Genomic DNA, 23544 nt, shown 5'->3' on the forward strand with positions numbered 1-23544 from the left:
AGTTGTCGATCCCGCCGGAGGCCACAGTGGCACTGTCCGATCTCCCCGCCGACGAACTCGCCCGACTCGAGTCGCAACTGGCCGCCGAGTACGACGCGCTGGCCGACAAGGGCTTGGCCCTCGACCTCACCCGCGGAAAGCCCTCGCCCGAACAGCTGGACCTGTCCGAGCGGCTGCTGTCGCTGCCGGGGGAGGGTGACCACACGGCGGGTAAGACGGACGTCCGCAACTACGGCGGCGGCGCGGGCCTGCCGGAACTGCGGTCGATCATCGCCGAGTTGCTCGGGGTCGAGACCGACCGCGTGATCGCCCAGGACAACGCGAGCCTGTCGATCATGTACGACCTGCTGACGTTCTCCATGCTCTTCGGCACGCCCGACTCCCAGCGTGCGTGGAAGGACGAGCCGGTCCTGCGCTGGCTGTGCCCCGTGCCCGGTTACGACCGCCACTTCAACATCACCGAGGCGCTGGGGATCGAGATGATCCCGGTGCCGCTGGGGCCGACCGGTCCGGATATGGACGAGGTCGAGCGTCTCGTGTCGAACGACCCGTCCATCAAGGGCATGTGGTGCGTCCCGATTTTCGCCAACCCGACCGGCGCGGTGTACGACGACCACACAGTGTCCCGGCTCGCGCGCATGGCGACCGCCGCCCCGGACTTCCGGATCGTCTGGGACAACGCCTACGTCGTCCACACGCTCACCGAGGATTTCCCCAAGGTCCCGGACGTGGACACGCTGGCCGCCGAGGCGGGTCACCCCAACCGCTTCTGGCAGGTGTGCTCGACCTCCAAGATCACGTTCGCCGGCGCGGGTGTGTCGTTCTTCTCCGCCTCGCGGGCCAATCTCGACTGGTACCTCGGCCACACCTCCGTGCGCTCCATCGGGCCGAACAAGGTCAACCAGCTCGCGCACGCCCGCTTTTTCGGTGATGCCGACGGGGTGCGCGACCACATGCTCCGCCACCGCGAGGTCATCGCGCCGAAGTTCGAGGCCGCCGCCGCGGCCCTGGCCCACCGGCTCGGCGAGTACGACGTGGCCGGCTGGACCTGTCCCGAGGGCGGGTACTTCATCGACCTCGAGGTGGTCGACGGCACCGCCACCGAGACCGTCCGCCTGGCCAAGGAGGCCGGGGTGGCCCTCACGCCGGCCGGGTCCGCGTACCCGTACGGCAAGGATCCCGACGACCGTCACATACGTCTGGCGCCCACGCTCCCGCCGCTGGCCGAGGTCGAGGCCGCCATGGATGTCGTGGGCCTGTGCGCCCTTCTCGCGGCCTGTCGCGCGGCGCTCGCCGACTGAGCGATCGCTCGGCCCGCGCGGCGTGTAACAACTGCGTCATCCGCGTTAAGCGGAGCCCTTAACGGACTGTACTCCGGTATCTAATCCTGGGAGCGGGGAATTGACAGGTGACCAGCACGTCTGCCGCTCAGTGATCTCGGACACATTCCCATAGTGTGAATGTGGATGTCCGTAGCTTAGGTAAGCCTGTCACCTGCATGAATGTAATTCACCCGGCCTGTTGAGCAATTGTCAACGCAAGTGCGGTCTTGTCCGGGCCGGGGCCGTCTGGTTGTATCGGAGTGGTCCGAGCTAGAGGGATGCGGACACCGGAGACAGCTGAGGGGCTGTGAGGGGCCGGTGTCCGATATCGGTTCGGGAACCGTGCTGCGGGGGTCTGAGGGGGCCCGATCCGCGCGCGAGGGACGTCGGGAGGGGCTGCGTATGACGCGGCCCCTCCGGTCATTTCGGTCCATCCCGGATCACGCGTGATCGTCGTCGGAAGCGGAAGTCCTCGTCGTCGTACCCCCTGGGTACCCTCTAGGCGTGGCTCTCTATCGGAAGTACCGCCCCGCCTCCTTCGCCGAGGTCGTGGGCCAGGAGCACGTCACCGAACCGCTCTCGGTGGCGTTGTCCTCCGGTCGTATCAACCACGCCTACCTCTTCTCCGGCCCGCGCGGCTGCGGCAAGACCTCGTCCGCCCGCATCCTCGCCCGCTCGCTCAACTGCGTGCAGGGGCCCACCGCCGACCCGTGCGGCGAATGCGATTCGTGCGTGGCGCTGGCGCCCGGTGGCCACGGGACCCTCGACGTCACCGAGCTCGACGCGGCCAGCCACGGCGGCGTCGATGACACGCGTGACCTGCGCGAGCGGGCGTTCTTCGCGCCGGCGTCCTCGCGGTACCGGGTGCTCATCATCGACGAGGCCCACATGGTCACCAACGCGGGCTTCAACGCGCTGCTGAAGATCGTGGAGGAGCCGCCGGAGCACCTCATCTTCATCTTCGCCACCACCGAGCCGGAGAAGGTGTTGCCCACCATCCGCTCGCGCACACACCACTACCCCTTCCGGTTGCTCACGCCCACGTCGATGCGCGGGCTGCTCGAGCGGATCTGCGATCAGGAGGGTGTGCAGGTCGAGCCGACCGTGTTCCCGCTGGTCATCCGGTCCGGTGGGGGATCGCCGCGAGACACTCTCAGTGTGCTGGACCAGCTCATGGCCGGCGCCGGTGACGAGGGCATCACCTATCCGCGCGCGGTGAGCCTGCTCGGGGCGACCGAGGTCGCGCTCATCGACGACACGGTGGATTCGCTGGCCGCCGGCGACGGGGCCACGCTGTTCCGGACCGTCGACAAGGTGGTCGAGGCCGGGCACGACCCGCGTCGGTTCGCCGCCGATCTGCTGCAGCGGCTGCGCGACCTCATCATGGTGCAGTCCGTGCCGCAGGCGATCGAGCGTGGGCTCGTCGACGCGCCGGTCGAGCAGGCCGAGACCATGCGGCGTCAGGCCGAGAACATCGGGCCCGCCACTCTCGCCCGCTGCGCCGACATGGTGCACGAGGGGATGGGGTCGATGCGCGGGGCCACCTCGCCGCGGCTGTTGTTGGAGATCCTCTGCGCCAAGCTGCTCCTGCCCTCGGCGGACGATTCCATGATCGCGCTGCTGCAGCGTGTCGAGTCGCTCGAGTCGGGTGCCGTGCGGCCGGCCGCCGCGGCGGGTGCCGCTGGTGGCGGTGGATCCACGCCGGGAGGGGCGCCTCGGGGCGACGACGACGAGTTCCGCCCCGACTCCGCCGGCGGACCGGGGCCGCAGGCTGCCGGCCAGGCCGAGGGGCGGCCCAAGTTCGTGCGGCGGTCGCAGCAGCAGGCCGCGCCCGCCGCCGATCAGGCGGCGCCGCGGTCTCCGGAGCCGGCTGGCCAGGGTGCGCCGTCGACCCCGGCTCCGGCTCCGGCTCCGGCTGCAGCTGCGCCTCCGGCTCCGACGCCGCCTCCGACGCCTGCGCCAACGCACGCCGCCGCCGAGTCCGCGCCGAGTCGACCCGCCGCGCCGACTGAGCCGGCAGCGGCGACTGGGACCGAAGCGCCGAACCAGCCCGCCGTGGCAGACGACCCCGCCGCCCCGGCCGTGCCCGCCGGGTCCGTCGCGGAGCAGATCGCGGCGAACCGGACTCCCGTGTCGGAGTCCTCGCAGCACGCTCAGTCCCGGCAGTCGGCACAGTCCTCGCAGTCGGCACAGTCCCCGCAGTCGGCGCAGCCGCCGACCTCCGAGCAGCAGCCCGTGGGTGACGCACTGCCCGGGCCGGCATCCGAGCCCGCCGCTCGTCCCGACGCCGCGAACGCTGCACAGACCGCACCCGCCGCAGGTTCCGACGCGGGTACCGAGGCGCCAACTGCCCGAGCGGGCGCTCCGGATCCTGCGCAGGCAACCGCGGCCGGCGCCGACTCGGCTCCTGCCGCCGCGTCGGCCCCACCCGCGCCCGCGCCCGCTCCCGCACCCGCTCCCGCGCCGGCGCAGACCGACGACCCGTGGCGCGAACATCCCGCAACCGCGACCGAGCAGTCCGCACCCGTGCCGCCGGCATCGGTTCCGGAGCAGGCGTCGTCCGGGCCGGACCCGGAGACACAGCCCGAGGCGGCGTCCGCGCCCGCGGATGCCGCACCCGGGATCGAGGCCGAGGACATCCGCCGGGCCTGGCCCGCCATCCGCGACGCCGTCCGCACCCGCACCCGCACGGTGGAGGTGATGCTCGCTGGCGCGACGGTCGCCGGGGTGGACGGCCGGGTGATCCATCTGGTGCACGACTACGCACCGCTGGCCAAGCGTCTCTCGCAGCCACACAACGCCACCGCGATCACCGACTCGATCACCGAGGTCGTGGGCGGCGACTGGACCATCCGCTGCACGTCGGGCTCCGCGTCCGCGGCAGCCGGGGACGCCGCGGCAGCCGGGGACGCCGCGGCTCCCGCCGATGCGTCTCCTCCAGCACCCGGACGGGGATCCGCCGCGGGCCCTACTGACGCCCCCGGCGCGCCCCAGGGCGAGCCGCGGGGCTGGGAGCGTCGCCTGCGCGGTGCGGACGCGGGGCGGGGCCAGGGCGGCGGTCGCTCGGGCGGCGGGTACGACGACATCCCGCCGCCGCCCGAGGAGCCGGAGCCGGAACCGGGCGAGCCCAACAGCCCGCCCCCGCAGCCGGTCAGCGAGGAGGAGATGGTGGACGAGGCCCGCAGTGGCCCCCAGAACCTCGACCACCGGACCGGTGAGGACATCGCGTTGGCCCTGCTCAAGGAGCACCTCGGGGCCCGCCCGCTCGAGCGCTGACCCACCCGGACCGCCGCGCGCCGGGGCACGGTGTCCTACCGGACGGTTACGCTGGGAACCGACCGACCGGGGCCGCCCCGGCAGGTTCAGGCCTGAACAACAGGCATGAACTCAGCACTGCCCCGCACACCGCCGAAAGGACCCCGCCATGCAGCCCGGACCCGACATGAACGCCCTGCTCCAGCAGGCACAGCAGATGCAGGCCCAGCTCGCCGAGGCGCAGCAGGAGATCGCCGCGAGCACCGTCGACGGTCAGGCGGGCGGCGGACTCGTCACCGTCTCCATGCGCGGCACCGGTGAGGTCACCGGCGTCACGATCGACCCGAAGGTCGTCGACCCCGAGGACATCGAGACGCTCCAGGACCTCCTCGTCGGCGCGTTCGGCGACGCCCACACTAAAGTGCAGGAACTCGCCGAGTCCCGCCTCGGCCCGCTGGCCTCCGGTGGCGGCCTCGGCGACATGATGGGCGGACTGGGAATGTGAGCCCGCGGGGCCCGGCACGTTCCGGGCCCCGCCATCGGGTTCCGACCCGTAATCGGACCCGCCACCCGGCGACGCAGCCGTCGTCGGGCCAGCAAGAGCACAGGAAAGCGCGATGTACGAGGGACCGGTCCAGAACCTGATCGACGAGTTCGGCAAGCTGCCGGGCATCGGTCCGAAGTCTGCGCAACGTCTGGCCTTCCACCTGCTGCAGGCCGAGCCCGACTCCGTCGAACGCCTCCGCTCCGCGCTGCAGGCCGTGGTCGAGGGCGTCACCTACTGCGAGGTCTGCGGGACCGTCGCGGCGGCCGAGCGTTGCCGTATCTGCTCGGACCCGCGCCGCGACCCCACGCTCATCTGCGTGGTCGAGGAACCCAAGGACATCGAGGCCATTGAGCGCACCCGCGAATTCCGCGGGCTCTACCACGTGCTCGGCGGGGCTCTCGACCCCATCAACGGCATCGGACCCAACGAGCTGCGCATCGCCGGGCTGATGCGGCGGGTCGGTGGGGAGGCCGAGGGCGAGGAGATCGCCGAGATCATCATCGCGACCGATCCCAACACCACCGGCGAGGCCACCAGCACCTACCTGGCCCGCCTGCTGCGGCCGTTCCCCGACCTCGTGGTGAGCCGGCTGGCGTCCGGGCTGCCGATGGGCGCCGACCTGGAATTCGCCGACGAGCTCACACTCGGCAGCGCGCTGTCGGGGCGTCGCATCCTCTCCGGTGGCCCCGCCCAGGCCCCGCGGTCGGGCGGCGTGCTTCGCCCCGAGCAGATCGACCCCGCGCAGCCCGCGGTTCCCGCCCAGAACGCAGCGCCCGCGCATCCCGCGGTAGCCGCGCCGAACTCGGCGCCCGCCCAGGACACCCCGCCCGCCCCTGACGCGTGGGCCCCGGCCCCGGCCCCGGCCGACCCCGCACCGAGCCCGGAGATCGGCTACCCGGGCGCGGAGTCAGAGCCCGAACAGCCTCGCGGAGTTTCCGTGCCACACCGCCCGTAGCCAGTCGTCGCCGAGCCCGAGCCCGGCCAGGGCTTCGAGCTGGTGCGCGTACGGGTACGGGATGTTCGGGAAATCGGTCCCCAGCAGGATCTTGTGGCCCAGATCGGCCAGGCGACCGCGCTCGGCCTCCGGAAACGGCATGGTCTCCTCGACGAAGTCCGTGAACGCCATCGTCGTGTCCAAGTAGACGTTCTCGTACCGCTCGGCCAGATCGAGGAAAGCCGAGTACTCACCCATCCCCATATGGGCGACGATCAGCGGCAGATCCGGGAACCGCTCGAGCACCCCAGCCACCGGCTCGGGGCCCGTGAACTCGCCGGCCACCGGGCCCGAACCGCAGTGGATGACCGTCGGCACCTGCGCCTCGGACAGCACGCCCCATACGGGGTCGAGCAGCGGATCGCGGGGGTCGTACTCGCCCACCTGGATGTGCGACTTGAACACCCGGGCCCCGGCGTCGACTGCATCCCGGACGTAGTCGCCCGCCGCCGGCTCGGGGTAGAAGGTCGCCGTGTGCAGGCAGTCCGGGTGCCGGGAGGCGAACTCCGCGGCCCACGCGTTGAGCCAGGCCCCCATCTCGGGCTTGTGCGGGTACAGCATCGACGAGAACGCCAGCACCCCGTACGAGCGCAGCCGCTCGACGCGCTCGTCCTCGGCCTCCCGGTACGTGATGGGCCAGGGTCGCCCGATCTTGGGGCCGGCGGCGTCGAAATAGTCCCACACCTTGTCCATGACCCGTGTTGGCATGAAATGGGTGTGGACGTCGATGATCCCCGGTAGCCCCAGCGGCTCCCACAACGCGCGGACCAGCGCTGCCTCGACGGCGGGGTCGGGCGGGGACACGGTCTCGGTGAGTGTGGCGGCGCCGTGGTGTTCACACATGTCACCGAGGGTATGTCAGAGGCGCCGACCCGCCGGTCGTTCGGGCGTCCGCGGCCATCTTCACCCCCGGACGCTGACGACCTCGCGGTCACGACACGAATCCGCCCCTCGGTATGCGATCCGCCCGCGGGCGCCGCAGCGCGTATCAATAGTCGGAGGGGAGATCGGGGCAGCTCAGCGGCGAGCGGCGGCGATCCGCTCGCGGCGCAGCCGCTCCACCGCCGGCACCTCGACCGGCGGTAGCGAGTCCACGCCCAGCGCGCGGCACAGCAGCAGGTCGGCGAGCTCCGGATTGCGGGCCAGCACCGGCCCGTGCATATAGGTGGCGATGATCGAGCCCTGCACCACACCCTCGACCAACCCGCCGGCGGGGACCGACTGACCGGCCGGCACACCGTTGCCCACACCGGAGGTGACCCGGCCCAGGGGAGCGGCGTCGGAGCCCAACACGGTGGCGCCCATGTGGTTCTCGAAGCCCGTGAGCGGCTGCGTCAGGCCGTCGACCTGCGGCGTGACCACCAGCTCGCCGATCGAGCGGGTCGCCTGCGGAGACGTGGTGACGTCCAGCAGCCCGAGCCCCGGCGCGCGCGAGCCGTCCGAGACGACGAACCACTCGCCGAACACCTGCATCCCGGCACAGATCGCCAGGACCGGCGCGCCGCGCTCCACCGCCCGCTGCAGCCCCGGCGACGCGGTCAGGTGCCGGGACGCCAGCTTCTGCGCCGCGTCCTCGCCACCGCCCACGGTGTAGAGGTCGCACGAGTCGGGGACCTCGTCCTCCAGGGTGATGCGCACGATCTCGGCGTCGAATCCGCGCCACCTCAGGCGCTGACGCAGGATTAACGAGTTGCCGTCGTCGCCGTACGTACCCATGACGTCGGGCAGGACCAGGCCGATCCGCACGGTCGACTCGGAGGGACGGGGAGAGTCCGCGGCGACAGTGTCCAGCGGTGAGGCCGAGGCGCCGGCGTCGCGGCCCCCGGCGTTGCGCGGGTCCTGAGTAGTCATGACTGGGTCCCTCCCATCTGAGCCTTTCCCGTTGCGGCGATCGCCCGCCCCAGGTCGCGGAACGCGGTGTAGTTTGCCAGCACCTCGACCCGCCCCGGGGGACAACGCCGGATCGCGGCCAGCGGATCAGGTTCCAGCTCGTGTCGGACCCCGGCGTATGTCAGCCGCACGGACAGATCCGCCGCCCGCTCGCCCGAGGCGTAGACGGTCACGCCCTCGAAGCTCTCGAAGCGCACGTCCCACAACCACGACAGGTCCACGCCGTCGGCGACCTGCCCGTTGACCGCGATCACCAGGCCGTCGGCGGAGGTGTCGATCATGCCGAGCGCCTCCTGCCAGCCGGCCGGGTTCTTGGCCAGCAGCAGGTGTGCGGCCCGCCCGTCCACGTCGACGGTCGAGTAGCGCCCGGCCACGTCGTCGACCTGCTCCACCGCCCGGACCGCGGCGGCGGGGTCGGCGCCCATCGCCACGGCGGCGGCGACGGCCTGCGCGGCGTTGCCCCGGTTGGCCCGGCCCGGGATGGCCAGCGTCATGGGGGCGGTGAATCCGTCGGGCCCGTGGATCGCGTCGTCGTCGACCCACCAGTCCGGCTCGGGCCGCTCGAACGTCCGGCCGTCGGGCAGCGTGCCCTCCGACCGCCACCGCACGGCCCCGGTGGAGTCCACCGTCCGCGAGATGGGTTCGCCGGTGCGCGGGCAGCTCACCGAGTCGCCCGCCCACGCGGACCCGGCGGCCACCCAGACCACGGACGGGTTGTCGTACGCCACGGAGGTGATCATCACGTCGTCGCAGTTCGCCACCACCGTCGCCTGCGGCTGCGCGGCCACCCCGGCGCGCAGCCGGCGCTCGATGGCGTTGATCTCCCCGACCCGGTCAAGCTGGTCGCGGCTGAGGTTGAGCAGCACGATCGCCTCGGGCGTCGTGTTCTCGGCGACCGCGGGCGTGTGGAGCTCGTCGACCTCGATGGCGGCCAACCCGGCCACCCGGTCGGCCCCGAGAGCGGACACGATCCCGGCATCCATGTTGTCGCCGTTCGCGTTCGAGGCGACCCGGCCCACGGTCGACAGGGCGGAGGCGACCATCCTCGTCGTCGTCGACTTGCCGTTGGTCCCCGTGACCAGCACGGTCCGCCGGCCCGCCGCGAGCTGGCGCATGAGGCCAGGATCGAGCTTGAGCGCCACCAGGCCGCCGATCATCCCGCCCGACCCGCGCCCCGACACCCGGGACGCCCAGGTCGCCAGCCGGGAGACGGCCACGGCCACCCGGCCGCGGGGGGTGAGTGCGGTGATCGCGGGGGAACTCATGCCGCAGAGTCTAGGCAGCGCGGCGTCCGGGCAGCGCGGCCGCCTCAGAACCGCACCGCACCGCCCAGCGCGTGGCGGCCGCTCGCGGTGTCCATCGCGGTGTGAACGCCGTGACCTGCGACGGTGACGGCCGGGATGTCGTAGGGGTCTGGGACGATGGTGGGCATGGCAGGTTGGGTGGTGGTGGACGTCGAGACGTCGGGGATGACGCCGGCGGTCGACCGTGTGTTGTCGGTGGCCGCGGTGGTGATCGACGACGACGGCGAGGTGGTCGAGGAGTTCACGACCCTGCTCAATCCGGGCGTCGACCCGGGGCCGGTCCACGTGCACGGCCTCACCCCCGCACTCCTCGCGGGCAAACCACGCTTCGCGGACGTGGCCGCCGAGTTGGACCGGGTGCTCGACGGGAGGACGGTCGTCGCCCACAACGCCGCCTTCGACGCGTCGTTCCTCGCGGCCGAGGCCCGCCGGGCAGGACTCCCGGCCCCGCTCGAGCGGTTCCTCTGCACCCTGGACTTCGCCGGTCGGCTGCACCTGTCCACCGCCGACCTCAAACTGTCGACGCTCGCCGCCCACTTCGGGGTGGAGCAGCGGGCCGCGCACGACGCCCACGATGACGCCCTCGTGTTGGCCGGGGTGTTCGCCGGGCTGCTCGAGGTGGCCCGGGGCAAGGACGTGCAGCCGAAGGTGCGCGAGCTCGACGCGATGGTGGCGCACCCCGAGACCGGCTACCTCGTGTCCACGGTGTGGGCGGAGGCCCTCGCCGCCCCCAGGCTGTGGCGGCCGGCCGGGCGGCTGAAGCGCGGCGGCGGGCTGGTGCAGGGCATGGAGGTGGTCTTCACCCAGGACGTGGACCGCGATCCGGAGGAGATCGCCGGCCTCGTCGTCGACTCCGGTCTCTACGTCGCCGACCGCATCTCGTCCCGCACGTCCCTCGCGGTGTGCGACGCACCGGGTGCCGTGCGAGGTCGGACCGCGTTCGCCCGCAAGAAGGGGCTCGAGCTGGTGCCGTATGCCCGGTTCGAGGAGATGCTCGCCGCCGTCGCCCCCGGGCGGCCCGTCGCCGGGGCCCAGGCCGTGGACAGTGCGCAGGGGGCGCTCTTCTGACCCCGCGCTCCGCGCTGCTCGGCGCCCGCGTTCCGCGCCTCCAGACCCCCGCGTTCCGCATCGTGGGGCGCTGGCCCGAGGCGGCGCGGCGGAACTGACATGATGGGCGACGGCCACCGTCGTCGACCACAGGAGTACCGCAAGTGCCCGCACCCCAGAACGCCGCCGCCCGTGAGGTCTACGAGAAGGAACGCGCCCACGTCCTGACCCCGTGGTCGGCCTGGGGTTCGAGCGACCCGATGGTCGTCACCGCGGCCGAGGGCTGCCACCTCACCGACGGGGACGGCAACCGGCTGCTCGACTTCACCTCGCAGCTGGTCAACACCAACATCGGCCATCAGCACCCGGTGGTCGTCAAGGCCATCCAGGACCAGGCCGCCGAGCTGTGCACCATCAATCCGGCGCACGCCAACGCCGCCCGCGCCGAGGCCGCCCGCCTCGTCGCCGAGGTCGCGCCCGCCGGGATGAACCGCGTGTTCTTCACCAACGCCGGCACCGAGGCCGTCGAGCACGCCGTCCGCATGGCCCGCCGCCACACCGGCCGCCACAAGACCCTGTCGGCGTTCCGCAGCTACCACGGCGCCACCACCACCTCGATGAACCTCACCGGTGACACCCGCCGCTGGGCCAACGACATGGGCAACACCGGCGCCGTGCACTTCCACGCCCCGTTCCTGTACCGCTCGCAGTTCTACGCCGAGAACGACAAGCAGGAATGCGACCGGGCGCTCGAGCACCTCGACTCGCTCATCGGCCTCGAGGGACCCGACCACTTCGCCGCCCTCATCATCGAGTCGGTGCCCGGCACGGTCGGCATCATGGTGCCGCCCGCCGACTACCTGCGCGGCGTGCGCGAGATCTGCGACAAGTACGGCATCGTCATGATCTGCGACGAGGTCATGTCCGGCTTCGGCCGCACCGGCGAGTGGCTCGCCCTGGACCACTTCCGCTCCGGCGACGACGACTGGGCGCCCGATCTCATCACCTTCGCCAAGGGCTCGAACTCGGGTTACGTCCCGCTCGGCGGCGTCATCCTGCACGACCGCATCGCCGCCTCCTTCGAGACCACGCCCTACACCGGTGGCCTGACCTACGCCGGGCACCCGCTGGCCTGCGCCTCCGTGGTCGCGACGATCAACCTCATGCGCGACGAGAAGATCGTCGAGAACGCGAAGATGATCGGCGAGGACGTCATCGGCCCGCGCCTGCGCGAGCTCGCCGAGAAGCACCCCTCCATCGGCGAGGTCCGCGGCCTCGGCGTGTTCTGGGCCGTGGAGATGGTGGCCGACCGCGAGACACGCGAGCCCCTCGCGCCCTACGGTGGATCATCGGAGGCCATGGCCCGCACGTTCGGTAAGGCAAAGTCCGACGGCCTGCTGCTGTTCATGAACTACAACCGATTCCACGTGGTGCCGCCGTGCATCATCACCCCGGACGAGGCCAACGAGGGCCTCGACATCTTCGACCGCGCACTCGACGTGGCCGACGAGTACGTGAGGAGCTGACCATTCGATGGCGCTGATATTGCGGCTGATCGTCAACGCCGTCGCCCTGTGGGTGGCGACGCTGATCGTGCCGGGCATCACGCTGCACGAGATCTCCGGGGCCGCAGCCTCTGGCGCCGGCGACATCGAGAACGAGGTGAACGTCCCCACCATCACGGCGCTGCTCGTCGTCGCGGTGGTGTTCACGCTGGTCAACGCGGTGATCAAACCGATCGTTCAGTTGCTGTCGCTGCCGCTGACGATCCTCACCCTGGGCCTGTTCCTGCTGGTGGTCAACGCGCTGATGCTCATGCTCACCGGCTGGATCACCACGACGTTCCAGCCCTTCGGGGCCGAGTACGTGGTGAGCGGGTTCTGGGCTGCGTTCTTCGGCGCGATCGTGATCGGCCTGGTCAACTGGGTGCTCGGCATGCTGGTCCCCAGCCGCGCCCGCGACTGAGCGGCGGCGGCCCGCGACTGAGCGGCGGCGGCCGCCCGGGCGGGCACCCGCCGGGCCGGCACCCGCCCGCGACCGAGCGGCGGCGGCTGAGCGGCGCCCGGGCGGGCACCCGCCCGCCGAGCAGAGGAATTCGCGCACCCGCTACTCGGGCGATGCAGTAGAGATCCTCTGCTCGGCGGCGACGGCTACGCCGCGAGGGGCGTGCGGCGCGGCCCCGTTCAGGTCAGGAGCCGAACACCGCCGAGGAGACGGCGGTCGGGGCCCAACCCCGCGCTGCCTGGTCGCGGATGAACTGCATCTGCGGGTAGAACGAGTTGCCCGGGCAGGCGGTCCCGCCCCAGTCGCGGTGGCCCGACACGGCCATCATCGGTCGCGTGGCCCCACCCTGCGGGTTGCGGTAGTTGATCCCCGCACGCGGGTTGATGCCGGTGGCGTTGCACAGGGCCCGGACGCAGTCGATCGCCGCGCCCACCGCGCGTGAGGTTGGCGGTGCACCGGTGAAGTCACCGAGCAGGCTGATGCCGATGTTGCCGTTGTTGAAGCCCCCCACGTGGCCACCGGTGACGATCGGGGGTGCGATCCCGGCGACCGGCGGGAACTGGAAGACGGGGTTTCCGACGGGCGTTCCGCCGCGGCCCTGGTAGATCCGGCCCTCGGGGTCGATGAGCAGGTGGTACCCGACGTCGCCCCAGCCCAGGGTGTTGGCGTGATAGTTGTAGATCGCCCGCACACTGGCCGCACGGTCCGGCCCGACCGGGGAGGCGGTGTGGTGGATCGTGATGGACTGCGCGGGGAAGTAGGAGGGCGCCCAGCGGAAGCCCGCGACATCGCCCGCACCCCACGCCGCGCGCGGGATGACCGGTAGGCCCGCCAGGCCGACGCTGCCGAGGCTGTAGTTGCGCGGGGTGCCGCGGCCGTCGTCGAACACGGTCGCCTCGGCGCCCGCGGGCGCATCGACCTCGTACCCCACGGCACCATCGGGCGCGCCGACGAGTTCGGAGGCGGGCGTGCTGCCGGCGTCCGGGGCGGAGTCCATCCCCTCGAGCGGGAGCCAGTCACCGACCGAGCCGTCGGGGAATGCGAACCGGATCCGGCCGACGATCTCCTCGGCACTGGGGAACGTCACGCCGACGTAGCCGAGCGGGCCGTTGGGCTGGATCATCCCGCTGCCGGTCGAGACCGACTGCATGAGGTCCTGGGCCACGCCGAGCGAGCCGGTGGTGAAGGGATTGGCCCCGGCGACGGGACCTCGGACGGTGGAGGCGACGGCGGCGCCCACGCCGACGGATGCGGCTGTGAGAAATCCACGGCGTGTCACGGACATACGGGCTCCAGACTGAGGTTTGCGAAGGGCCGACCCATACCTATCGGCGCGGCCCGCCGCTACATTACGCGCTTGACGTGACCGAATCGAGACCCTCGTTACCGGAGGGATATCTGAGGGTGATGTGACTGATGTGGCGGCGTTCGCCCGGACGATGAGACCAAACGGCTTGTGCCGCCCCACGATTCGGGCGGCCACGACGCGCGACGAGAAGACCGTTCCGCACACAGCCTCTCGGGCGATGTGCGCGGAACGGTCTTGTCGATGTCCGGAGGGCGGGCCCACCCGGCGCGCCGGCCCAGCCGTCGATCAGACGGTCAGGGGGCCCAGGTGCGGGCGCCCTCGACCGAACCGACGGCCTCGGCGCCCTCGGCCTCGTCGGCGTAGGCGCGGTTGACGGCGGAGACCACTGCGCGCAGGGAGGCGGTGGTGATGGAACCGGCTCGTCCGACACCCCAGAAGACCCGGTTTCCGAACTGCACCTCGACGTACGCGGCCGCGGTGGCGTCATCCCCGGACGTCATCGCGTGCTCCGAGTAGTCGAGGATGCGTACCTCGTCGTCGAACATCTCGTTCAGGGCGGCGACGAACGCGGCGAGGGGTCCGTTCCCGGACCCCGACAGCTCACGGGTCTCGCCCTTCCACTTGATGACGGCCTCGATGGCGTCCTCGCCGTCGTCGGTCTCGGCGGGGACGAGGTGCTGCGACATGCGCTCCATGGGCGAGACGCGGTCCAGGTACTCCGTCGAGAAGATGTCCCACATCGCCTTGGGGGTGACCTCGCCGCCCTCGGAGTCGGTGACGTTCTGGACGAGTTGCGAGAACTCCATCTGCAGGCGCCGCGGCAGCTGCAGGCCGTAGTCGCTCTTCATGATGTAGGCGACGCCGCCCTTGCCGGACTGCGAGTTCACGCGGATGACGGCCTCGTAGGTGCGGCCCTCGTCCTTGGGGTCGACGGGCAGGTAGGGGACCTCCCACGTGATGTCGGTGATGTCCTCGCCGCGGGTGTCGGCCTCGGCCTGCAGGGCGTCGAAGCCCTTGTTGATGGCGTCCTGGTGCGAGCCGGAGAACGCGGTGAAGACCAGGTCGCCGCCGTAGGGGTGGCGCTCGGGCACGCGCAGCTGGTTGGCGTACTCGACGGTGCGACGGATCTCGTCCATGTCGGAGAAGTTGATCTGCGGGTCGACGCCGCGGGTGAGCAGGTTCATGCCCAGCGTCACCAGGCAGACGTTGCCGGTGCGCTCGCCGTTGCCGAACAGGCAGCCCTCGATGCGGTCGGCGCCGGCCTGGTAGCCCAGCTCGGCGGCGGCGACGCCGGTGCCGCGGTCGTTGTGCGGGTGCAGCGACAGGATGGTCGACTCGCGGTGCGCCAGGTTGCGGTGCATCCACTCGATCTGGTCGGCGTACACGTTGGGAGTGGCCATCTCGACGGTCGCCGGCAGGTTGAGGATGATCGGGTTCTCGGGGGTGGCGCCGACGACCTCCGTGACGGCGTCGCAGATCTCCTTGGAGAACGCCAGCTCGGTGCCGGTGAAGGACTCGGGCGAGTACTCCCAGCGCCAGTTGGTGTCGGGGTAGTCCTTGGCGATCGTGGTGACCAGCTCGGCGGCGTCGGTGGCGATCTTCTTGATGGCGTCGCGGTCCTTGCGGAAGACCACCTTGCGCTGCAGGATCGACGTCGAGTTGTAGAAGTGCACGATCACGTCGGACGCGCCCTCGCACGCCTCGAACGTGCGGCGGATGAGGTCCTCGCGGCACTGGACCAGCACCTGGATGGTGACGTCGGAGGGGATCGCGTCGTCCTCGATGATCTCGCGGACGAAGTCGTAATCCGTCTGCGAGGCGGACGGGAATCCGACCTCGATTTCCTTGTAGCCCATACGGACGAGCAGGTCGAACATGCGGCGCTTGCGCGCGGGGCTCATGGGATCGATCAGGGCCTGGTTGCCGTCGCGCAGGTCCACGGCGCACCACTGGGGGGCGTGGGTGATGATCTTGTCCGGCCAGGTGCGGTCGGGCAGGGAGACGTCCTCGACCTCCTCGGCGAACGGCCGGTACCGGTGCGCGGGCATCGAGGAGCCGCGCTGTTTGTTCCACGACGGCTGGTCGGGGCGGACGGGCTTGGAGGGGGGAGTCAGGGTCGACGACGACGAGACGAAGGCATCAGCGGGATTCATTGCAGTGGCTCAACTTCCTAGGGGGGCGATCGGCAGGGATCGGACCGGCGCGACGAGATCCCGCGACGGGGAGCCGGTCCGCCTCAGCGGGCCCCGCCGCGGCACCCAAGAAGGAGCACGCGCTGCATGCGGGCCATTATACACATCTGCGCGGGACGTCACGGAATCGGAATGACGAACGTCGAGGCCTCGGTCGTGGTCCCTTCGGGCGGTGACGGCGGCGGGTCCTGCGTGAGGTCGTCGGGCACCTGCATGGATCCCCAGACCTTGCTGCAGCCGGCCTCCTCGGCCACCTCCACCGCCTTATCGACCAGTCGGTGGGCGATGCCCATGCCGCGCAGGTCCTCGCGGACCCGGATCCCGTAGACGAACAGGTCGGGGCTGGCGCCGAGGTGCCCGGTCTCCACCGCGACGAGCATCGCGACCGGCACCTCGTCCTGCAGCGCCAGCACGAGCAGGTTGGAACCTCGGTCGAGGAAGTCCGTGGTCCATTCCGCGGTGGGCGGGGTGCTGAGCAGGTCACCCGCGGACAGCACGAGGTCCACATCCGCGCGCGCGGCGCGGCGGATGACGAGCTCCGGCGGGGTCATCTGTCCAGTGTGGCAAAAATCGAGGGGGTTCGGCATCGCCGACTGCCCTGGGTCATCGGTTGGCGATCATCCAGTCGATCCAGCCGTTCTGGGCGGGGATCGATTCGTACCGGGCCGGGTTGGTGCCGTCGGGCTGCCGGCGGTCGTGGTCGGAGCCGGAGTGGACGCCCACCAGTCGGTCGCCCCGGAAGACGGGTCCGCCGGAGTCGCCGTACCCGTATCCGCCCTGGATGGTGTGGGAGCGGCCGATGCGTGAACCGGCTCGGGGCTCCATCCGGTCGAGGCGGGTGAGGCCCGTGCGGAGTTCGGGGGAGCGCAGGCCGCGGGGGGTGGTCTCGCCGAATCCGTGGAAGCGCAGGACGGCGCCCGGGGCGGGGTCGACCCCGGCGCGCCGCACGGCGGGCGACGGCGCGGGGTGGCGCAGTTTGAGGAGCATGAAGTCCCCGGCGGGGGCCTTGTAGACCCTCTCGGGGGTGTGGCGACCGAGGCTGCCGGTGTCGAGAGATCCGAATGCGCCGACGATGGGCGGGCTGGCCAGGGAGGCGGTCGCGGTGAAGCCGCCGGGAACGGTGGCGAGGTTCCCGAATCCGAGGGTGTACGCGTTGGGGTTCGTCGGGCCGCAGTGTGCGGCGGTGGCGACCCAGCGCGGGTGGATGACGACGCCGGAGCACGGTGCGCCGGGGACGCCGTCGAAGACGGTGATCTGCACGGCCCAGGGGGAGGGGCCGGAGGGGGCGCCGTTCACCACGGCGCCGGCGGTGGGTGCGGCGACCGCGAGCGACGCGGCGACCGTCCCGACGATGGAGGCCACCGCTGCGGCCAACCGGCCGGGGCGGGTGAGGCCACTGTGACGTGTGAGGCGCATGGGGCCCAGCGTAGGCGATGGTGGAGAGTTTTCGGGCCGCTCGACATGGGTCCTCATGGTGAGGACGTCGCGGCGTGAACCGGGGGCGTTACTCGGAGGCGCGTCACTCCGCGGCGCGGCGGTTCGGCGCGCGGTGGTCGGGGATCGACGGAGCCGTGTCGACCTCCTTGTGCGCGAGCCGCACCGTCGCGAGCACCATCACGGTGAGGGTGGCGCCCAGGAGCATCAGCGCGGCGCCGTCGACGGAGAACCACTCGCCGAGCACCACCACGCCCAGGCCGAGCGAGACGACCGGGGTGGTGACCGTGGAGGCGGGCACGGCCTGGTGCACGGCGCCTGCGGAGAACGACATCTGCTGCAGCGTCAGTGCGGCCACTGCGGCCACTCCCAGGCCGTACACCTCGCCGGTCGTGGCCACGGTGAGCAGCCCGCCGTCGTGGAACCGCTCGGTGACGCCCTTCGTCAGCAGTGCGACGTAGGCGAACGCGGTGCCGCCGGCCACGCCCAGCAGGAGGGCACGGTTGCCGTTGGAGCGGCGGTTGCGGGAGACACCGAGGAGGACGACGACGACGAGGAGTCCGCCCGCGCACGCGAGTGCCCACTGCCACCAGGGCGGGTGGGCGTCTCCTCCGGTGGGCCGTCCGTAGATGACGAGCACCATCACGCATCCCGTGAGGACGTACCCCCAGAGGAGTTCGGTCTTGGTGACCCGCCGACCGGTGACCCAGGCGCCGAGGGGGAGGGCGAAGGTCAGTGAGAGAACGGTGATCGTCTGGACGAGGATGAGCGATCCGAACGCGAGCGCGAGGCCCTGGAACGCGAATCCGGCGAGGCTGATGACCATGCCGGTCCACCAGTACCGGCTCGCGAGCACGTTGAAGTGACCCTCGTGTCGACCCTTCGCGCGCTGGGGCGATCGGTGCCGCATGACGGTTCCGAAGGCCTGGCTGAGGGCGGACGCGAGGGCGAGAATCACTGCCGCCCAGATTTCACTCATCCCTGATGAGTAAACACCTCCCGTAAAGTAGGTCTGCGGTAAGCCGATCAACACCGGAAGGGTGTGACCGCGTGGCACTCGTAGTGCAGAAGTACGGCGGCTCCTCCGTGGAGTCCGCAGAACGAATCCGCCGGGTGGCGGAACGGATCGTGGAGACCAAGAAGGCGGGTAACGACGTCGTGGTCGTGGCCTCGGCTATGGGCGACACGACCGACGAGCTACTCGATCTGGCCGATCAGGTCTGTCCCTCGCCTCCGCAGCGCGAGATGGACATGCTGTTGACCTCGGGGGAGCGCATCTCCAACGCGCTGCTCGCGATGGCCATCAGTTCGTTCGGGATGGAGGCCTATTCCTTCACCGGATCCCAGGCCGGGATCATCACCACGACCAGGCACGGCAACAGCCGCATCATCGACATCACCCCGGGGCGCGTCCGTGAGGCGCTGGACGAGGGCAAGATCGCCCTCGTCGCGGGCTTCCAGGGGGTGTCCCGAGAGACCCGCGACGTCACGACCCTGGGTCGCGGCGGGTCCGACACCACCGCGGTCGCTATGGCCTCGGCCCTGGGTGCGGACGTGTGCGAGATCTACTCGGACGTGGACGGCATCTACACCGCCGACCCGCGGATCGTGCCCGATGCCCGCAAGCTCGACACCATCTCGTACGAGGAGATGCTGGAGATGGCGGCGGTCGGGTCCAAGATCCTCAACCTGCGCAGTGTGGAGTTCGCCCGCCGCTACCACGTGCCGCTGCGCGTCCGCTCTTCGTATTCGACCAACCCGGGCACGCTCGTGGCCGGAAAAGTGGAGGACATCCCCGTGGAAGACGCAGTCCTGACCGGAGTCGCTCACGACGCCTCGGAGGCCAAGATCACGGTCGTCGGCATCCCCGACCAGCCGGGGTACGCGGCCAAGATCTTCCGCGTGGTGGCCGACGCCGAGATCAACATCGACATGGTCCTGCAGAACGTCTCCAAGGCGGAGGGCAAGACCGACATCACCTTCACCTGCCCGCGTGAGGTGGGCGCCAAGGCCGTTGAGGTCCTCTCGCAGGCCAAGGACGATCTGGGTATCGACCAGGTGCTCTACGACGACAACGTCGGCAAGGTCTCCCTCGTCGGCGCGGGCATGAAGTCGCACCCGGGCGTCACCGCGACGTTCTGCGAGTCGCTGTCCGAGGCCGGCATCAACATCGAGCTCATCTCGACCTCCGAGATCCGCATCTCGGCGCTGGTCCGCGAGGACGAGTTGCCCGACAGTGTCCGCGCGCTGCACAAGGCGTTCGAGCTGGGCGGCGACGAGGAGGCGCAGGTCTACGCCGGCACCGGCCGCTGACCTGACCCCTCCGCCGGCCCGCCCCGGCGCCCACATCGATAAGACAGTTCCGCACCCATCGCCCGAAAGCGGTGCGTGCGGAACTGTCTTTTCGACGGCGCCCCGGCGCCCCGGCGCCCCGGGCGCTCACCCTCCACGCTCTCGGACCCCGGCCCGGATGTCCGCGGCGGTCGCGTGCGCATCGCGGGTGACCATGGTCGTGGTGAGCGGATAGACCAGCCAGCCCGCGCGGCGCAGGCGGTTCCAGCGGGTGAGATCTTTGGCGTGCTGCGCCGGGTCGCGGTGGTGCTCGCCGTCGTACTCGACACCGATCTTCAGTTCACGGCGCGCCAGGTCGAGGACGTACGGCAGCCCGGGTGCGGGCACCTGCGTCTCGAATCCCGTCAGACCGTGGTCCAGCAGGAATAGTCGGGTCCGGGTCTCCCACGGCGACGCGGCTCCGGTGTCGCAGAGGTCGAGTGCGGCCAGCACCTGTCGTTTGCCGGGGATCCGTCGGGGGTCCATCGCGAGTGGCCGGACGTCGCGCTCCGGGTCGACGCCGATGGACGGACCCGCATCCAGGGCGATGACGGCGTCGGTCAGGGTGCCTCGCCGCGCGATATCGAACAGTGCCCAGGCGGGGCTCGCGGCCAGGCCGGCGCCCGAGGTTCCCGTCAGGTGGACGACGTGCTCCGGCGGAATCCGGTACTGGCGGCCGATCATCCCGGGCCGGCGCACCCGGGTCGATCCGGCGGCGAACTCGTCAAGGTAGTCGCGCGGCGGGAACGGGTGGCCGTGTGCGTCTGCCGCCAGCCAGCCGGTCGCGACGGCGTCCGGGTACAGCGCGGAGATCGCCGTGATCCGGGTGAGCGGGTGGCTGCGATCGGCGGTCCGGGGCAACCACAGTCCGCGGTGGTGCCGGACGAGGCCGCTGGAGTGCAGGCGCCGCCCGCGTTCCGGGACGAGGTCGCGCGTGCGGCGGGGGGTCTGGTCGGGGCGCATGGTCCAAGCGTCGACGACGACGAGGGCCACCTCGGCCGTCGATCCCGCCATCGCGACGTCGCCTGTGGAGGCGGGCGCGGCTGTGGAGAGACCGGACCGCGGTCGGAGAGCGGTCAGTTATTCCTGGACTCGCTCTGCCGGCCGCCGGCCAGATCCCCCCTCCCCGTCGAGAAGGACGTTCCGCACACCCTCGTCTCGGCCGATGTGTGCCGGACTGTCTTCGCGACGCGACGCGACGCGACGGGGCGGGGTGGTGTTCTGTGCCCGAAGCGCGGCCGGGTGTGACGCACGCCGCTGTCGGAGCTGGGCGACCCCGGTAGGATGGGGTACTGCCGGTCGGTCGAGCGCAGGGCGGAGAACCCGTCCGCGGCGGGCCGGGACAAGACTTTCAGGAGTTGACCTCAGAGATGACCACTGTCGCCGTAGTCGGAGCCACGGGCCAGGTGGGGCGCGTCATGCGTGCCCTGCTGGAGGAGCGGGACTTCCCGGCTGACAAGGTCCGTTTCTTCGCGTCCGCCCGGTCCGCCGGGACCACGCTGCCGTTCCGCGGTGAGGACATCGTCGTCGAGGACACCGCCAACACGCCCGACGAGGAGCTGGAGGGGATCGATATCGCCCTGTTCTCCGCGGGCGGCACGATGTCGAAGGAGCAGGCCCCTCGGTTCGCCGCCGCCGGCGCCGTCGTCGTCGACAATTCCAGCGCGTGGCGCAAGGACCCCGACGTCCCGCTCGTCGTCTCCGAGGTGAACCCGGGCGCGGCGAAGAACCCACCCAAGGGCATCATCGCCAACCCCAACTGCACCACGATGGCCGCGATGCCGGTGCTCAAGGCGCTGCACGATGCGGCGGGCCTCAAGCGTCTGGTCGTGTCGACGTACCAGGCGGTCTCCGGTTCCGGGCTCGCCGGCGTGGACACGCTGAACGATCAGATCACCGGCAATGTCGGCGCCGGCCACGAGCTGGTTCACGACGGCTCGGCGCTGAAGACCGACGACCACGGGCCGTACGTCGCGCCGATCGCGTTCAACGTGCTGCCGCTCGCGGGTGGGCTCGTCGATGACGGGTCCGAGGAGACGGACGAGGAGCAGAAGCTGCGCAATGAGTCGCGCAAGATCCTCGACCTGCCGGAGCTGCGGGTCGCCGGCACCTGCGTGCGCGTGCCGGTGTTCACCGGTCACACGCTGAGCATCAACGCGGAGTTCGACAAGGACATCACGCCGGAGCAGGCGCGCGAGCTGCTGTCGAAGGCGCCGGGCGTCAAGGTCGTCGACGTGCCGACCCCGCTGGATGCGGCGGGCATCGACGAGTCGCTGGTGGGCCGCATCCGCCAGGACCAGTCGATCGAGGGCAACAAGGGCCTCAACCTCATGGTGGCGGGCGACAACCTCCGCAAGGGCGCGGCGCTCAACACCATCCAGATCGCGGAGCTGCTGGTCAAGTAGCGCAATTGCTGGTCGGGTGGCCAGTCGCGGGCTGAGCTGGTCGGGAGTGCAGCCGGTCGGGAGTACGACGACGACGAGGCCCCGCAGTCGCACACAGGCGAGAGCCGCCGCCCGGTCGCGCAGACCGGGCGGCGGCTCTCGTGCGTCGGGCGTGCGAGGAGTTCGCCGTCTCGGCGGTATGACCAAAGGCATACTTTCGGTATGTCCCACACGACGATCAAGGTGAGTCGCGACCTCCGGGATCTTCTGAAGAGGCAGGCCGCCGAGGAGCACCGCACGCTGGGCGACCATCTTGCGTATCTCGCCTCACTCGCCGAGAAGCAACGGCGGCTCAAGCGCCTGCGTGCGGAGATAGACGCGACATCGCCAGAAGATCTGGCGTCCTACCGCGAGGAATCCGAGTGGTGGGAGCGGGCGCAGGATGCCTGACCCGACTCCCGGGGAAGTCATATGGGTTGTCGTCGATCCCGCGGTGGGTCGTGAGCAGAGTGGTCGCCGGCCCGCGGTGGTGGTCTCGTCGCGCGCGCACATCTCCCTCGCCGATACTCTCGTGATGGTGGTTCCGGTGACGTCGGATGGTCGAACCCCGTCCTGCTCCGGGGAGACGTGTTCGATCGCGACTCCTGGGCGATGACCGAGCAGCGCGCACCCTTTCGCGCCAGCGTGTTGTCGGCCATGCCGGCCAGGTGGATGCGGGGACCCTGGCAGACATTCGCCGGTGGATCCAGGATTTCCTACACGAGTAGCGGTCGACCGCCCCGCCGCCGACCGACCCACCCACACCCCACAACCCCACCACCCGAGAGGACCACCCATGACCCCGACCCTGACCCACCACGAGGACATCGCCGTCCTCACGCTCGGCAGCGACGAGAACCGCTTCTCCCCGGACCGGCTCGACGCGATCAACGCCCACCTCGATGAGGTCGAGAAGTCGGCGAAGGGGCTCGTCACCGTGGGGTCGGGCAAGTTCTATTCCAACGGCCTCGACCTCGACTGGCTCATGGCCAACTCCGACCGCCTCGACTGGTACGTCGGCCGGATCCAGGAGCTGTTCTCCCGCGTCCTGACGTTCTCCCTGCCGACGGTGGCCGCGGTCAACGGGCACGCCTTCGGCGGCGGCGCGATGCTCGCGATGGCCCACGACTACCGGGTGATGCGCGACGACCGCGGCTACTTCTGCTTCCCGGAGGTGGACATCAACATCCCGTTCACTCCCGGCATGGCGGCGCTGATCCAGGCCAAGACCACCCCGCAGACCGCCATGACCGCGATGAGCACGGGCCACCGTTACCCCGGGGCCGAGGCGGAGGAGGCGGGCCTCGTCGACGCGACCGCTGCGGAGTCCGAGATCGTCGCCGCGGCGCTCGGGCGCCTCCAGCCGATCCTCGGCAAGGACCGCACCACTCTCGGCGCCATCAAGACCACGATGTTCGCCTCCGTCACCGAGGCGCTGGGCCGGGGCCCCGGCGGCGTCAGCCTCTGACGCCCACCCGTCCCTGGTGGATCG

At 70.9% G+C, this 23544-nt stretch carries 21 protein-coding genes and 1 pseudogene; 12 read left to right on the forward strand and 10 right to left on the reverse strand.

Annotation, left to right across the window (positions count from 1 at the left end; genetic code table 11):
* The first annotated feature begins 26 nt into the window (after positions 1 to 26).
* From NR111_RS11880 to recR, 4 genes and pseudogenes are all read left to right on the forward strand, one after another.
* On the forward strand, positions 27 to 1301 hold the full coding sequence (locus NR111_RS11880) for an aminotransferase class I/II-fold pyridoxal phosphate-dependent enzyme (RefSeq protein ID WP_256820861.1): 1275 nt from the start codon (positions 27 to 29) through the stop codon (positions 1299 to 1301).
* A gap of 525 nt (positions 1302 to 1826) precedes the next feature.
* On the forward strand, positions 1827 to 4598 hold the full coding sequence (locus NR111_RS11885; RefSeq protein WP_256820862.1) for a DNA polymerase III subunit gamma and tau: 2772 nt from the start codon (positions 1827 to 1829) through the stop codon (positions 4596 to 4598).
* A 148-nt stretch (positions 4599 to 4746) separates the two neighbouring features.
* Positions 4747 to 5082 carry a YbaB/EbfC family nucleoid-associated protein gene (locus NR111_RS11890; protein WP_067714618.1) on the forward strand — a complete coding sequence of 112 codons (336 nt, stop codon included), beginning with the start codon at positions 4747 to 4749 and terminating at the stop codon, positions 5080 to 5082.
* Positions 5083 to 5194: 112 nt separating this feature from the next.
* Positions 5195 to 5800, forward strand: a pseudogene (recR, locus tag NR111_RS11895) (recombination mediator RecR); the annotation flags it as partial.
* A 231-nt stretch (positions 5801 to 6031) separates the two neighbouring features.
* Here the strand turns inward: recR and NR111_RS11900 are convergent.
* From NR111_RS11900 to NR111_RS11915, 4 genes are all read right to left on the reverse strand, one after another.
* Positions 6032 to 6961 (reverse strand): amidohydrolase family protein, encoded by a 930-nt coding sequence (locus NR111_RS11900; RefSeq protein ID WP_256820863.1) that lies wholly within the window; start codon positions 6959 to 6961, stop codon positions 6032 to 6034.
* A 174-nt stretch (positions 6962 to 7135) separates the two neighbouring features.
* Positions 7136 to 7969, reverse strand: a complete 834-nt coding sequence (locus tag NR111_RS11905) for a type 1 glutamine amidotransferase (protein ID WP_206473347.1) — start codon at positions 7967 to 7969, stop codon at positions 7136 to 7138.
* Positions 7966 to 9273, reverse strand: a complete 1308-nt coding sequence (locus NR111_RS11910; protein WP_256820864.1) for a MurT ligase domain-containing protein — start codon at positions 9271 to 9273, stop codon at positions 7966 to 7968. The genes NR111_RS11905 and NR111_RS11910 overlap by 4 nt, the downstream gene beginning before the upstream one ends.
* Positions 9274 to 9317: 44 nt before the next feature.
* A complete protein-coding gene (locus NR111_RS11915) occupies positions 9318 to 9440 on the reverse strand; it encodes a hypothetical protein (RefSeq protein WP_256820865.1) in 123 nt (40 codons plus the stop codon).
* Here NR111_RS11915 and NR111_RS11920 point away from each other — a divergent pair.
* From NR111_RS11920 to NR111_RS11930, 3 genes are all read left to right on the forward strand, one after another.
* Positions 9439 to 10380 carry an exonuclease domain-containing protein gene (locus NR111_RS11920; RefSeq protein WP_256820866.1) on the forward strand — a complete coding sequence of 314 codons (942 nt, stop codon included), beginning with the start codon at positions 9439 to 9441 and terminating at the stop codon, positions 10378 to 10380. The genes NR111_RS11915 and NR111_RS11920 overlap by 2 nt on opposite strands.
* Before the next feature lie 143 nt (positions 10381 to 10523).
* Entirely contained in the window at positions 10524 to 11885 is a 1362-nt protein-coding gene (locus NR111_RS11925) for an aspartate aminotransferase family protein (RefSeq protein ID WP_067714604.1), read from the forward strand.
* Positions 11886 to 11892: 7 nt separating this feature from the next.
* Positions 11893 to 12324, forward strand: coding sequence for a phage holin family protein (locus NR111_RS11930; RefSeq protein ID WP_069389444.1), 432 nt, complete (start codon positions 11893 to 11895; stop codon positions 12322 to 12324).
* A 223-nt stretch (positions 12325 to 12547) separates the two neighbouring features.
* On the opposite strand, the gene NR111_RS11935 is transcribed toward NR111_RS11930, so the two are convergent.
* The 5 genes from NR111_RS11935 to NR111_RS11955 all read right to left on the reverse strand — a co-directional run bounded on the left by NR111_RS11935 (position 12548) and on the right by NR111_RS11955 (position 18277).
* Positions 12548 to 13648 (reverse strand): peptidoglycan recognition family protein, encoded by a 1101-nt coding sequence (locus NR111_RS11935; RefSeq protein WP_206473353.1) that lies wholly within the window; start codon positions 13646 to 13648, stop codon positions 12548 to 12550.
* A 317-nt stretch (positions 13649 to 13965) separates the two neighbouring features.
* Positions 13966 to 15825 (reverse strand): 2-isopropylmalate synthase, encoded by a 1860-nt coding sequence (gene leuA, locus NR111_RS11940; protein ID WP_256820867.1) that lies wholly within the window; start codon positions 15823 to 15825, stop codon positions 13966 to 13968.
* A gap of 158 nt (positions 15826 to 15983) precedes the next feature.
* Complete coding sequence (locus NR111_RS11945) at positions 15984 to 16415, reverse strand: GNAT family N-acetyltransferase (protein ID WP_256820868.1); 432 nt, start codon at positions 16413 to 16415, stop codon at positions 15984 to 15986.
* A 52-nt stretch (positions 16416 to 16467) separates the two neighbouring features.
* A complete protein-coding gene (locus tag NR111_RS11950) occupies positions 16468 to 17280 on the reverse strand; it encodes a trypsin-like serine protease (RefSeq protein ID WP_256820869.1) in 813 nt (270 codons plus the stop codon).
* 103 nt (positions 17281 to 17383) lie between these two features.
* The gene (locus NR111_RS11955) at positions 17384 to 18277 is read right to left on the reverse strand and encodes a DMT family transporter (protein ID WP_256820870.1); all 894 of its coding nucleotides are present in this window, start codon (positions 18275 to 18277) and stop codon (positions 17384 to 17386) included.
* A gap of 71 nt (positions 18278 to 18348) precedes the next feature.
* On the opposite strand from NR111_RS11955, the gene NR111_RS11960 reads away from it, so the two are divergent.
* Positions 18349 to 19611: an aspartate kinase gene (locus NR111_RS11960; RefSeq protein ID WP_067714585.1), complete on the forward strand. Its 1263-nt coding sequence runs from the start codon at positions 18349 to 18351 to the stop codon at positions 19609 to 19611.
* A 126-nt stretch (positions 19612 to 19737) separates the two neighbouring features.
* On the opposite strand, the gene NR111_RS11965 is transcribed toward NR111_RS11960, so the two are convergent.
* Positions 19738 to 20643, reverse strand: coding sequence for an endonuclease domain-containing protein (locus tag NR111_RS11965; protein WP_256820871.1), 906 nt, complete (start codon positions 20641 to 20643; stop codon positions 19738 to 19740).
* 356 nt (positions 20644 to 20999) lie between these two features.
* Between NR111_RS11965 and NR111_RS11970 the strand changes: the two genes are divergently transcribed.
* From NR111_RS11970 to NR111_RS11985, 4 genes are all read left to right on the forward strand, one after another.
* Positions 21000 to 22034: an aspartate-semialdehyde dehydrogenase gene (locus tag NR111_RS11970; protein ID WP_256820872.1), complete on the forward strand. Its 1035-nt coding sequence runs from the start codon at positions 21000 to 21002 to the stop codon at positions 22032 to 22034.
* A gap of 201 nt (positions 22035 to 22235) precedes the next feature.
* Positions 22236 to 22463: a hypothetical protein gene (locus NR111_RS11975; protein WP_061917071.1), complete on the forward strand. Its 228-nt coding sequence runs from the start codon at positions 22236 to 22238 to the stop codon at positions 22461 to 22463.
* Positions 22456 to 22668, forward strand: coding sequence for a type II toxin-antitoxin system PemK/MazF family toxin (locus NR111_RS11980; protein ID WP_256820873.1), 213 nt, complete (start codon positions 22456 to 22458; stop codon positions 22666 to 22668). Before NR111_RS11975 ends, NR111_RS11980 begins: the two co-directional genes overlap by 8 nt.
* A gap of 180 nt (positions 22669 to 22848) precedes the next feature.
* Positions 22849 to 23520 carry an enoyl-CoA hydratase/isomerase family protein gene (locus tag NR111_RS11985; RefSeq protein WP_256820874.1) on the forward strand — a complete coding sequence of 224 codons (672 nt, stop codon included), beginning with the start codon at positions 22849 to 22851 and terminating at the stop codon, positions 23518 to 23520.
* Positions 23521 to 23544 lie beyond the last annotated feature (24 nt).

This window comes from Dietzia sp. Die43, from assembly GCF_024519835.1.
Lineage (GTDB): Bacteria > Actinomycetota > Actinomycetes > Mycobacteriales > Mycobacteriaceae > Dietzia > Dietzia kunjamensis.